The sequence below is a fragment of the Alkalibacterium putridalgicola genome, assembly GCF_900109825.1.
In the GTDB taxonomy this organism is placed as follows: domain Bacteria; phylum Bacillota; class Bacilli; order Lactobacillales; family Carnobacteriaceae_A; genus Alkalibacterium; species Alkalibacterium putridalgicola.
The window spans coordinates 1-12,079 of the sequence record NZ_FOBL01000004.1; the positions used below are offsets into that span (position 1 = coordinate 1).

General features: G+C 47.2%; 8 protein-coding genes. 5 read left to right on the plus strand and 3 right to left on the minus strand.

Features of this window, described 5'->3' with window-relative positions:
- A partial coding sequence (locus tag BMX84_RS12590) for a hypothetical protein (protein WP_218142321.1) occupies positions 1–204 on the plus strand: 204 nt, incomplete at its 5' end.
- A gap of 89 nt (positions 205–293) precedes the next feature.
- Here BMX84_RS12590 and BMX84_RS02095 read toward each other — a convergent pair.
- Together BMX84_RS02095 and BMX84_RS02100 are read right to left on the minus strand one after the other, a co-directional pair.
- Complete coding sequence (locus tag BMX84_RS02095) at positions 294–1,130, minus strand: DUF72 domain-containing protein (RefSeq protein WP_091486745.1); 837 nt, start codon at positions 1,128–1,130, stop codon at positions 294–296.
- Positions 1,131–1,136: 6 nt separating this feature from the next.
- Entirely contained in the window at positions 1,137–1,616 is a 480-nt protein-coding gene (locus BMX84_RS02100) for a YaiI/YqxD family protein (RefSeq protein ID WP_091486748.1), read from the minus strand.
- Positions 1,617–1,827: 211 nt separating this feature from the next.
- Between BMX84_RS02100 and BMX84_RS02105 the strand changes: the two genes are divergently transcribed.
- Together BMX84_RS02105 and BMX84_RS02110 are read left to right on the plus strand one after the other, a co-directional pair.
- On the plus strand, positions 1,828–5,235 hold the full coding sequence (locus BMX84_RS02105; protein WP_091486750.1) for a glycoside hydrolase family 2 TIM barrel-domain containing protein: 3,408 nt from the start codon (positions 1,828–1,830) through the stop codon (positions 5,233–5,235).
- A 26-nt stretch (positions 5,236–5,261) separates the two neighbouring features.
- Positions 5,262–6,881 carry a mannitol dehydrogenase family protein gene (locus BMX84_RS02110; RefSeq protein ID WP_091486753.1) on the plus strand — a complete coding sequence of 540 codons (1,620 nt, stop codon included), beginning with the start codon at positions 5,262–5,264 and terminating at the stop codon, positions 6,879–6,881.
- Between the two features lie 530 nt (positions 6,882–7,411).
- Here BMX84_RS02110 and BMX84_RS02115 read toward each other — a convergent pair.
- A complete protein-coding gene (locus BMX84_RS02115) occupies positions 7,412–8,590 on the minus strand; it encodes an ROK family transcriptional regulator (protein WP_091486755.1) in 1,179 nt (392 codons plus the stop codon).
- Between the two features lie 378 nt (positions 8,591–8,968).
- On the opposite strand from BMX84_RS02115, the gene BMX84_RS02120 reads away from it, so the two are divergent.
- Together BMX84_RS02120 and uxuA are read left to right on the plus strand one after the other, a co-directional pair.
- The gene (locus BMX84_RS02120) at positions 8,969–10,930 is read left to right on the plus strand and encodes an alpha-glucuronidase (RefSeq protein WP_218142322.1); all 1,962 of its coding nucleotides are present in this window, start codon (positions 8,969–8,971) and stop codon (positions 10,928–10,930) included.
- A 64-nt stretch (positions 10,931–10,994) separates the two neighbouring features.
- Complete coding sequence (gene uxuA / locus BMX84_RS02125; protein WP_091486914.1) at positions 10,995–12,077, plus strand: mannonate dehydratase; 1,083 nt, start codon at positions 10,995–10,997, stop codon at positions 12,075–12,077.
- The last annotated feature ends 2 nt before the right edge of the window (positions 12,078–12,079 follow it).

Sequence of the window (12,079 nt, forward strand, 5' to 3'; positions counted from 1 at the left end):
GAGCGTGCTCAAGTAGAAACTCTAGCGAGTATTGCCAATGTTGCTCTCATTGAGCGTACTGAGAGAAAAATCCATGTGAGTACTGCCAATGTTGCACTCATTGAGCGTACTGAGGCAGAATTCCCATTGAGTACTGCCAATGCCGCTCTCATTGAGTGTGTTCCGACAGAAAACACGCTAAAGATCTTTTCAATAAGGTCCTGATCAGGCGTAAGGCCTGATCATTCATCATTATTAATGCAAAAAGGACCATACTCGCTGAACAGCGAGTATGCCCCACTCTAGAAACACAGTTAAAACAAGTCGAGCTGTTTTGGGGCAAGACCAGAAAAATCAAGTCCCAGCAAGTCCTGCAGTTCTTTGGCGTTCTGGGGCGCATGCCCGCCGGAATTGTTATTGAAAATCACACAGACTTCGTCAGCATCTGACTCGAGCTGTTTCACTAAATCCGCAAAGTCCCTTAGTTCATCCTCTGAATAATGATAAAGCGTCCGTTCAGCACGCCAGTCGGTCACGTTTTCGCCGAGCCAGCCTTCATAATTCCGTCCGTGGAGACGCAGAACACTTAAAGTGGGAGCGGTGACTTCAGGGACCTGGGGCACACTGTTATTCGGAGTCTGCGGCTGGTCGACCACCACATTCGTCCAGCCCTGATCTTTCAAAAAAGCAAGCGTCCGCTCTTTGTTGGTTTTACTGAACCAGCTGGGATGCCGGAATTCTACAGCGACAGGCAGCTCCGTCATTTGCTTCTTAACGTAACGGAGATAATTGACGTGTTTTTTTACACAGTCAAAATAAGGAGGGAACTGAAAGAGGAACGCTTTGATCTTTTTCTGTTCAAGCATCGGCTGAAAGGCATCCAGGTAGGCTTCAAAGGCTTCATCCATAGTCGTGAACTCCTCTTGATACGGCTTATGTAGAGTCATGACACCATAAGCTTTTGGAAAAAACTGGAAGATATCGGGCATTTTTTCTATCCAGCTCATGATCGTCTCGTTTTTAGGGATGGCATAAAAACTGGTATCGAGTTCCACGACCGGGAAATGGCCGGCGTATTCGATCAGTTTTTTATTCGCACTGCGCTGGATGAGAGGATGGTCGCTCCAGCCGGTCAATCCTATTGTGATCATTCCATTCTAATCCTTTCGCTGATTTTTAATTTCTTCAATAACAGTTTCCAGCAAGTCCACGTAATCCATCTGGGTCTGATCGGCAAAGGGGTGGAGGGACTTGACCCGGCGACTGCGTTTTGAGGTCCGTCTTTCTTTGGCTGAAAGATGCCGACCGTCGATAAGCTGCTGGATGACACTGTCAGTATATTCGTATCCGTCATGATGCAGGACCCGGCACCCTTTTGGCAGCAGCATGGAGGCCAGGCCGTAATCCTGCGTAATGACGACGTCGTTGGGTTTGGCAATGGCCACGATCTTGAAATCCGCCTGATCACTGCCGCGTTCGACCCATAACTGTCTCACATGATCGGGGACTTCTTTTGTTGAAAAGTGGGCGATACTGGCGACCAGTACCACTTCCAGACCGTACTGCTTTGCCAGGGCAATGGTCTCTTCTTTCGTGGGGCAGGCATCGGCGTCGATGATTATTTTCACTGTCATCATCCTTTCGTTCTCTTTCCTACCAGTTTAACACAGTCCAAACATTTGAGACATGGATAAGGCGGTTTCAGTGACGTAAAAAATTTTCTCGAATTTACAGCATCGACCTGTGGTTATGCGTTGACATCGTTTACAAAAAAGCTTACTCTTATTCATGAGGGGTTTGTTTAATAATTGAACAAACCCAAAATCGAAACCGAAGAGAGGCATTTGAGTGAATCAGACATTACTTTTCAATAAAAACTGGGAATTCAGTAAAGTTTCAGGAATCATGGAAGACATACCGGCTGACTTCAGACCGGTCGACGTGCCGCATGACTGGCTCATTTATGACACAAAAAATCTGTATGAAGACAGTGTGGGCTGGTATCGCAAACGGTTCGACTTTGACGGAAGAGCAGAGCAGGTAATCCTCCGTTTTGACGGGGTGTATATGGATGTGACCTTATTCGTGAATGGTCAGGAAACAGGGGAGTGGAAGTACGGCTATTCGCGTTTTGAATGCGACATCACCGATGCACTGACTAAAGGTGAGAATGAGATCCTTTTGAAAGTGGTGCATCAGGCACCGAACAGCCGCTGGTATACCGGTGCAGGCATTTACCGGGATGTATGGCTCGTCATGCGCGGGAAGACCTATATCGAAAGCGAGGGCTTATACATAAGCACCATTAAAAAAAACAATTGGTCGCTGACGGTAAATACAGACGTCGTTTCAACAGGTTCAGTCAAGCTCAAACATCGTCTGGTCGATGACAAAGGCCACGTCATTGGAGAAAAAACCATTGTTGGAAAATCAGACAAGACACTCACGGTTACTTTCAGTGATCTTGAGCCGAAGGAATGGCATCCGGAAAATCCTTATCTGTATACACTCGAAACAACTCTTTTCGAGGAAGGATCAAAGGACATGAGTGAACAGATCCGTACAAAGGTCGGTTTCAAGGACATAGATATGGATCCGAATAAAGGCTTGTATGTGAATGGGGAACCTTTAAAACTGAAAGGGGTCTGTGAACACCACGACTTAGGTACACTGGGTTCTGCTTTCAACCCGCATGCGCTGAGACGCCGATTCGAGATCCTGAAAGACATGGGCGTGAATGCGGTCAGGACTTCTCATAATATGCCGGCCAAGGATTTGATGGACCTGGCAGACGAGATGGGATTCCTGATCGTTTCCGAATCTTTCGATATGTGGGAACGCCCGAAAACCGAACATGACTATGCCCGTTTCTTCAATGACTGGGCTTATAGAGATGTCAAAAGCTGGGTGAAGCGTGACCGAAATCATGTCAGTCTTTTGATGTGGACGATCGGGAACGAGATCTATGACACCCATGCCGATGAACGGGGACTGGAAACGGCGAAAAAACTGATGGCTTATGTCCGCGAATTTGATCCTGACAGGAATGCGGAGCTGACGATCGGCTCCAATTACATGCCTTGGGAGAATGCGCAGAAGGTCGCTGACGAGGTAAAGATCGCCGGCTATAACTATGGCGAAAAGTATTACCAGGAGCACCACAAAGACCACCCGGACTGGGTCATTTACGGCAGTGAAACAGCCTCCGTCGTCCAGAGCCGGGGCATCTATCATTTTCCGTACAGTCAGTCTGTGCTGGCGGATGACGATGAGCAGTGCTCGGCTCTCGGGAACAGTTCGACGAGCTGGGGCGCCAAGTCAGCTGAAGCCATCATTACCGGTGAGCGGGATACGCCGTATTCCATGGGGCAGTTCATCTGGACCGGTTTTGACTACATCGGGGAACCGACCCCTTACCATACGAAAAATGCCTACTTTGGCCAGATCGATACGGCAACGTTCAAAAAAGACAGTTATTATATCTATCAGTCGGCCTGGACAGATGTGAAAGACCAGCCGGTGATCCATCTTTTTCCTTACTGGGACTTTAATCCGGGACAGACAGTGGACGTCCGGGTCGCGACCAATGCGCCGGAAGTGAAACTCTTTTTAAATGGCAAAGAAGTGGCAGAGACGACTATCGATCACCAAAAGGATACTGAAATCATTCCGACCTGGCAGATCCCTTATGAAGAAGGGGAGCTGAAAGCTGTCGCCTACAATGAACACAACGAAATGATCGGTGAAAGTATCCGGCATTCCTTTGGCGATGCCAGACGCGTTACCTTGAAACCGGACAAAGAAGTCCTTCAGGCAGATGGTCGCGATCTGATCTTTGTGGAGGTCGGGACTGAAGATGCGAATAGCTATCCAGTGGAAAATGCCACGAACCGTGTTGATTTAAAAGTTTGGGGGGCTGGCCGCCTGGTCGGTTTCGACAACGGTGACAGCACGGACTTCGACCAGTATAAAGGACTGTCCAGACGTTTGTTCAGCGGGAAAGCCATGGCTGTGATCCAGGCGACAGACGAAAGTGGACCGGTAAACATCAAAGCCACCTCAAAAGACCTTGATCCAGCGGAATGTGAACTGAGAGCCGTCCCAACTGATCAGCCGATACAGTATGAAGTGAATGCAGGAAACACCGAACGCAGGATCGAAACCGGTCAGCGGGACGAGGTGCCAGTCAGAAAGATCGAACTTATAAGCAGTCAGGGCCGTTACTTGTCACCTGAAATCACCGAAACGACCGTCACTGCAGCGCTATATCCTATAAACACGTCTTACACAGAGGTCGAGTGGAGCGTGGTGAATGATGCAGGTGTTGAAGCCACGAATGCCAGGATCGAAGTGCAAGGAGCAGACGGCCGTCAAGTCAAGATCACAGCTAAAGGTGACGGACCCTTCAGAGTACGGTGCACGTCTAAAAACGGCACAGATAAAATCAAGCTGATCTCTGAACTGGATATGGTGATCGAAGGGGTGGGGACAGCGTATAAACATCCGTATGCCCTTGTGTCCGGATCCTTATATGATGAGTCGATCGGCGATGTCTCAAACGGGAATGAACGCGGTGTGGCTACCAGCCGGGACGGTGAAACGATCATCGGCTTCCATGATATCGATTTTGGCAAGCACGGGTCAGATCAAATCACCCTTCCGATTTTTGCCTTGAGTGACGACCACTATATTATTGAAATCTGGGAAGGCTCTCCGAAAGCCGGCGGGACGCTGCTTAAAGAAGCGGATTATCAGAAAAAATCGATCTGGAACGTCTATCAGGAAGAAACATACACTTTATCCAAACGATTGACAGGCATTACTTCGCTGTATTTTGTGATGCGTGCCAAAGTCCATCTGAAAGGCTTCTACTTTGAAGCGATGAATCCGGCCTTTGATTATAACAGAGCCGTGGATGCGGATGCGATCTACGGTGACCAGTTTGAAAAGTCAGAAAAGGTCGTTAAAAACATCGGAAATAATGTCTCACTGGTCTACACTGACGTTGACTTTGGGGATGTTGAAGCCAAGCTGATCAAAATCCAAGGCCATTCACCGATAGAGAAAAATACGATCCATGTCCGCTTTGAAACGGATGAAGGCGAAACATTCAACCAGGTCGTCGAATTTACACAGACATCTTCTATAAAAGAAAAAGAATTTGAACTGGAACCACTGACCGGCAAGGGGACACTGACATTTGTCTTCCTGCCCGGCAGCCAGTTTGATTTTAAGGCTTTTCAATTAATTAAATAATAATGAATAAAAAGGAGAGAAAGTAAATGAAGTTGAAGAATGAAGCAATTCAGTCAGTTGAACAGTGGAAAGACAAAGGGTATGCCTTACCCGAATACGACCGCAGCGAGGTGACTGAGGCAACCAAAGCCGAACCGACTTGGCTGCATCTTGGCGCAGGAAACATTTTCCGTGCCTTTCCGGCTATGCTGAATCACCGGTTATTGAATGAAGGGAAAATGAATAAAGGCATCATCGTGGGTGAGGGGTTCGACTATGAGATCATCGAAAAAGCTTACCGCCCGTATGATGAACTGAGCCTTTTAGTGACTCTGAAAGCTGACGGCTCGGTCGACAAAACAGTTGTCGGTTCCGTCGTGGAATCTCTGCGTATGGACAGCGCCAATGAAGAAGAATTCAGCCGTCTGAAAGAAATATTCACCGCGGACTCCCTTCAGATGGTCAGCTTTACCATCACTGAAAAAGGCTACAGCCTGGTCAATGCCCGCGGCGAAGTCATGGGATCCGTGAAAGAAGATTTTGAAAAAGGTCCGGACAAACCTGTCAGCTACATGGGGAAACTCACCGCGCTGCTTTACGAGCGCTATAAAAACGGCGCCAAGCCGATCGCTTTAGTCTCCATGGACAATGCGTCGCATAACGGGGCCCTGCTTCAGAAAACAGTTACGGAATTTGTCGACCAGTGGGTGAACGCCGGAGTCATGGACAAGGGATTCAAAGATTATGTCAACGACACTTCAAAAGTGACCTTCCCGTGGAGCATGATCGATAAAATCACGCCGCGCCCCGATGCCGATGTCCAGTCGATCCTGAAAGAAGACGGTTTTGAAGATGCCGATACGATCATTACGGACAAAAACACCTATACGGCACCTTTCGTTAATGCAGAAGAAGCAGAATATCTTGTCATTGAAGATACTTTCCCTAACGGCCGTCCGCCGCTGGAAGAAGCCGGCGTCATCTTTACTGACCGTGAGACTGTAGATAAAGCGGAAACAATGAAAGTGACGACCTGTCTGAACCCGCTGCACACCGCTCTGGCAATATACGGCTGTCTGCTGAGACACACATCGATCCATGAAGAAATGAACGATACGGAACTCAAAGCACTGATCGAAAAAATCGGTTATGAGGAAGGACTGCCGGTCGTTGTCGATCCGGAGATCCTGGATCCTAAGTCCTTTATCGATGAAGTCATAAATGTCCGTTTCCCGAATCCTTTTATGCCGGATACACCGCAGCGTATCGCGACAGACACGTCTCAGAAGCTGTCGATCCGTTATGGTAAGACCATGCAGGCTTATATCGAAGCACGGGACAAAGATGTGCGTGACCTGACGTTTATCCCGCTTGTGCTGGCCGGATGGCTGCGCTACCTGATGCAGGTGGACGACAAAGGGACTACGTTTGAACTCAGTCCTGACCCGCTGCTGGATGAACTGACACCGCTGATGGACAAAATCGAGTTAGGGGATAATGAAGCCGTCGAAGACAAGCTGAAACCCATCTTGAGCCGTAAAGATATCTTCGGTGTCGACCTTTACAGAGTCGGCCTTGCGGATAAAGTGACGGGCTACTTCAAGCAGTTGAATGAAGGTCCGGGCGCGATTCGAGAAACACTGAAACAGACACTGGCCAACGTTTAAGCCTAAAATAAACGAACCTTCTTCTTCTCTGGTATGATTCCGGAAATGGGAGAAAGTTTTTCTTTGATCAGGATGAAGCTTGCGGCAGGCCGCAAGCAGACCTTATTGAAAAAGGTCTTGACTGTCATCGGGAAAAGGACGTTCGGCACTTTGGTATATAAAAATGCATCCTAATGACCGAAAGACAAAACGTTCGTTCATTAGCATGAGAGAAGAGTTATGTATCGACCGAAGTTTGGACCTGTTCGGCAGTTAGAGATTTAAACGAGTATCCTACTTACCGAATAAGACGTTATTCGGTAAGTAGGGACGATGATGAGACTGGAACATGACGAACAAGGGCCCTGTTCGGTAAGTAGGAATAGAAGTCGACGGTGAAAGAGCCGAATTCAGCTAACTTCGGCTCTTTCACGAGTAGCTGCCTTCTGTAAGTGTCGAACGCTCAATAAAGGTCGCGGCTCATGTTCTCATAAACAAAAAAAGAGTCACGAGCCTACGCCAGGCTCGTGACTCTTTCATATATATATCGGTTATTCGACTTCCAGTACTTTTTCCATGTCCAGATTAAAGCCGACATTATCGACATGCAGAAACTCTTTCAAGTTCATGACAGTGGCACCGTAAAGACTGGCTTTGCGTCCGAGGGCCGACTGTTTGATCGGAACATTCTTGTAGATCGTCATATTCAGATAATGGTTCAACAGGCTGATAAGTTCGGGGATCTCTTCTAGAATCTCTGAATTGATGTAGACGATTTCCGGATCGTAGTTCCCGATGACATTCATCAGACCGATACCGAAATCTTTGGCAAACTGCAGGATCATATTCAGTGTCGCAGAATCTTTCTGATGATAAGCATCGACCAGATCATCAAACGTTAATGACGGATCACCTTTCAGCTGCTGAAATTTACGCAGAATAGATTTGGTCGAGCAGTACTGTTCCAGACAGCCCTGATTCCCACAGGGACAACTGATACCGTTCGGATAAAGGACGGTGTGTCCAATCTCGCCGCTTCGACCCTTATAGCCGCGGTAAAGCTGGCCGTCCAAGATGATCCCGGCGCCGATACCGGTATGGGCACTGAATGAGATTAGTTTTTTATGTTCGGTATCAAAGGCCGATTCAGCCAGGGCCGATAAATTCGCTTCGTTTTCGATATGCACAGGCAGGTCCAGCTCTTCTTCCAGTAAATGAACAAGGTCCAGATGATCCAGATCGAAGTAAGGGGTGAATTCGATCTGATTATTATCGACGATACCATGGATCGATATCGTTACACCGATGATGCCGAAAGGGGTCTCTTTCATATTGGAGCGGAAATCATTGACCACTGTAGTTATATAGTCCACGATATTGTGTTTGGTGATTTCCGTTTCTTCTATAGTATAATCGATCTTTTCGCCGTCCAGATAAGTGATCAGGTAACTGATACGGTCATATCGTACGTCAAAGCTGATGGAGATGCCTGCTTTCTTGTTCACTGTCAGCAGGATAGGGCGCCGTCCACCGGAAGACGTGCTTTTACCAGGACCGATTTCGATCACATAGTCATCCTGGATCAGCTTTCTGACGATTTCCGATACGGTCGCCTTGTTCAAACCCGTTACTTCAGAAATCATCGCCCGGGAGATTTCCGGCCGGTTCATGATCTCCGACAAGACAAGAAGACTGTTGTTCTCTCTGATGTTATTCTTCATTCTAAACATGTGGATCCCTCGATTCTAATGGTATATAATTGCTATAAAATAAAATAAATACGTTAATAAACTTACAAAATATAAGTAAGGAAGAAGATGTTAATAAAATACCGAAACGATGAAAAAAGTATCTGGAAGCGCTTGACATTAAAAATCAAATTCGCTATAGTTATATCATAAGTTAGTTAATCCAACTAACAAACTACCGATACAAACAGTGTAGCACATTTGCTTATAGAAAAAAACAAGAAATGTAAAGGTTTTCTTATAGTTTCATGTTACACTATATCGCTGAATTTGGAAAGTCGGCAACGACCTCATTTTTTTGCAAAAAACGAGGTAATGGACTGCAAATCAGCGATAATCAAAAATAAAAGGGGACTCAGCATGACGACCAAACTTGATTTTGATTTAAGCTGGCTGGCGCCGGAGACACTTAAGGCCTGGCCTTTCGGAGAACTCAAGACCGAAAATGCGGCTCATCTGAAAGAGACACTAGTGAAGGAATTCGACTATTACAGCGAACCTTTTCCAGAAGGTGATAAAGCACTTCGTTTAATAGTAGAAGATACGCCGGAAGTGACACTAGACGGTTATAAAGTATTAGAAGATAAGGATACCGTTAAAGTCACGGCGAATCAACCGGAAGGACTGATCTACGGTTTCTTCCATATCGTAAGAAGTTATCAGCAAAGCGAACAGCCAGAATTGTCAACGCTTTCTAATCCGAAAAACAAGATCCGAATGATCAATCACTGGGACAACTTTGACGGATCAGTCGAAAGAGGCTATGCAGGCAAGTCACTGTTCTTCGTCAACAACGAATTTCGTCTGCAGGATGAACGGTTCAACCAGTATGCCAAGATGCTTTCATCTGTTGGGATCAATGCCTTGACGATCAATAACGTCAACGTTCATCAGAAAGAAAGCTACTTCATTACAGACAGCTACATCCGTGAAGTGAAGCATCTGGCTGAGATTTTCAGAAGCTACGGGCTGACGCTTTTCCTCAGCGTGAACTACGCGGCGCCGATCGAAGTGGACTGGGTCGACAGTGCTGATCCTTTAGATGACAAAGTCAGAGAGTTCTGGAAAAACACAGCAGAACTGATTTACGAACATATTCCTTATTTCGGCGGCTTTGTCGTTAAAGCCGACTCGGAAAACCGTCCAGGTCCGTTCACTTACGGACGCACACATGCTGACGGAGCCAACATGCTGGGAGAAGCCTTGAAGCCATTCGGCGGGACTGTGTTCTGGAGAGCTTTCGTATATGACAACCATCAGGACTGGCGCGACAAGAAGACTGACCGTGCGCGGGCAGCTTATGATCACTATGCACCAATGGACGGCGACTTCGCTGACAACGTCGTGCTTCAGATCAAAAACGGACCGATGGACTTCCAGGTTAGAGAAGCAGTCTCACCGCTCTTTGGAAGTTTAAGAAAAACCAATCAGGTCCTTGAATTCCAGATCGCACAGGAATACACCGGACAGCAAAAACATATCTGCTACCTGATCCCGATGTGGAAAGAAGTTCTTGATTTTGACACTTACGCCGACGGACCCGATACAACAGTCCAGGATATGCTCGTCAAGTATCCGGAAAATCCGGAACGCAACGGCATAACAGCTGTAGTCAATACAGGGATGGACGAAAACTGGACCGGACACAAGCTGGCACAGGCCAATCTTTACGGTTATGGCCGACTGATCTGGGATCCAAGCCTTTCAGCAGAAGAGATCGCCAAAGAATGGATACAAGCGACCTACTCACTTTCAGACAAAGGCAGAGAAACACTGCTGGACATGCTGATGACGAGCTGGGATACTTACGAGAAATACACGTCGCCTTTAGGAATCGGATGGATGGTCCAGCCCAACCACCATTACGGACCGAACATCGATGGGTACGAATACGACATGTGGGGGACTTACCACTACTCAGACCGAGATGGACTAGGCGTGGACAGAACGGTCGCGACAGGGACAGGATATACACGACAGTATCATGGTGAAAATTATGAAATGTATGAAAATGTGGAATCAACACCTGAAGAACTGCTTTTATTCTTCCATCATATGCCATACAGCCACGAGCTGAAAACAGGGAAGACGATCATTCAGCATATTTATGATACGCACTTCGAAGGGTTCGACAAGGTTCTTGAGTATCAAAAACAGTGGGAGTCACTTGAAAAAGAAGTGGACGACGCTTCCTACCAGAACGTGAAAGAACGTCTGGAAGAGCAGCACCGCTGTGCGAGAGAATGGCGTGATCAAGTCAATACCTACTATTACCGCAAGTCAGGTGTCGACGATGCTAAAGGCAGAAAAATCTATAAATAAACATAAACAGGACAGAAGCGGGTCCGTCCCGCTTCCCCGGTTTACTGCAAAAGGGGAAGATCGAATGAAAACAACATTTAGGTGGTACGGTAAAGGCAACGATACCGTTTCACTGTCAGATATCAGACAGATTCCTTCCATGCATAGCGTGGTCTGGGCCCTTCATGATCTGGGACCGGGCGAAGTCTGGCCGGTCGAACGCATCCAGGAAGTGAAAGACCAGGCAGCTGAGTATGATTTAGGTATCGATGTCGTCGAATCGGTCAATGTACACGAGGCCATCAAACTTGGCACGGCTGACCGTGACGAATACATCGAGAATTACAAGCAGACGATACGCAACTTGGGTGAAGTCGGCGGCGTCAAGGTCATCTGCTACAACTTCATGCCGGTATTCGACTGGGTACGCACTGATATGGCTAAAGAACATGAAGATGGTTCGACCGCACTCTTTTATGAAAACGCTAAAATAGAAGGCGTCGACCCGCATGAGCTGTTCGAGCAAGTCAAGCGTTCTTCTAGAGGAATGACTTTGCCAGGCTGGGAGCCCGAGCGACTCGAAAAAATAGAAGAACTACTGAATGCCTACAATGGTGTTTCAGAAGATGATCTTTTCGAAAATCTGGCTTACTTCCTGAAAGAAATCGTTCCTGTAGCAGAAGAAAACGGGATAAAAATGGCCATCCACCCAGATGATCCGCCGTTCCCCGTGTTCAACCTGCCAAGGATCGTTCACAGTAAAGAAAACCTGCAGCGCATCGTAGACGCTGTGGACAGCCCGTCAAACGGCCTGACCTTATGCAGCGGCGCTTTAGGCTCCATCAAAGGCAACGATATACCGGACATGATCCGAACATTCAAAGACCGTATCCCGTTCGCTCATATCAGAAACGTCAAGGTTTATGAGAACGGTGACTTCATCGAGACGTCTCACCGAGAGCAGGACGGTTCAGTCCCGATACTTGAAATAATGAAAGCGTATCATGAAATCGGTTTCGAAGGCTATATGAGACCAGACCATGGCAGACACTTATGGGGCGAAGAAAGTCGACCCGGCTATGGCCTCTATGACCGTGCGCTTGGAATCATGTATATGATGGGTGCCTGGGACATGCTTGAAAAGCTGGAAAAAGAATCGAGTCAATAACA

What these genes read in the sequence shown, in the direction of transcription:
- BMX84_RS02095 (WP_091486745.1), bottom strand. Translation starts at nt 1,130, where the DNA reads ATGATCACAATAGGATTGACCGGCTGGAGCGACCATCCTCTCATCCAG.
- BMX84_RS02100 (WP_091486748.1), bottom strand. Translation starts at nt 1,616, where the DNA reads ATGATGACAGTGAAAATAATCATCGACGCCGATGCCTGCCCCACGAAA.
- BMX84_RS02110 (WP_091486753.1), top strand. Translation starts at nt 5,262, where the DNA reads ATGAAGTTGAAGAATGAAGCAATTCAGTCAGTTGAACAGTGGAAAGAC.
- BMX84_RS02115 (WP_091486755.1), bottom strand. Translation starts at nt 8,590, where the DNA reads ATGTTTAGAATGAAGAATAACATCAGAGAGAACAACAGTCTTCTTGTC.
- BMX84_RS02120 (WP_218142322.1), top strand. Translation starts at nt 8,969, where the DNA reads ATGACGACCAAACTTGATTTTGATTTAAGCTGGCTGGCGCCGGAGACA.
- uxuA (WP_091486914.1), top strand. Translation starts at nt 10,995, where the DNA reads ATGAAAACAACATTTAGGTGGTACGGTAAAGGCAACGATACCGTTTCA.